We start from the raw sequence: 348 nt of genomic DNA on the forward strand, positions 1-348 counted from the left end.
GAATCAGTCTTCATTCCCCTTGATAAACTTGATCAGCACGGCCAAAGCGCCTTTAGCAAGTTGGGAATCAGTCTTCATTCCCCTTGATAAACTTGGCCGGGAGCGCCGGCTTCGTTTGGGCTAGTTGGGAATCAGTCTTCATTCCCCTTGATAAACTTGAAGAAGTCCTAGCGTCCGGCCTGGCAATGTTGGGAATCAGTCTTCATTCCCCTTGATAAACTTGCCTCCACCACGTCACCCACCCGAAATATGTTGGGAATCAGTCTTCATTCCCCTTGATAAACTTGCGAATAGCGGAGATGTTTCGCGTCGAGTGTTGGGAATCAGTCTTCATTCCCCTTGATAAAC

This window comes from Actinomyces sp. HMSC065F11, assembly GCF_001813085.1.
In the GTDB taxonomy this organism is placed as follows: domain Bacteria; phylum Actinomycetota; class Actinomycetes; order Actinomycetales; family Actinomycetaceae; genus Gleimia; species Gleimia europaea.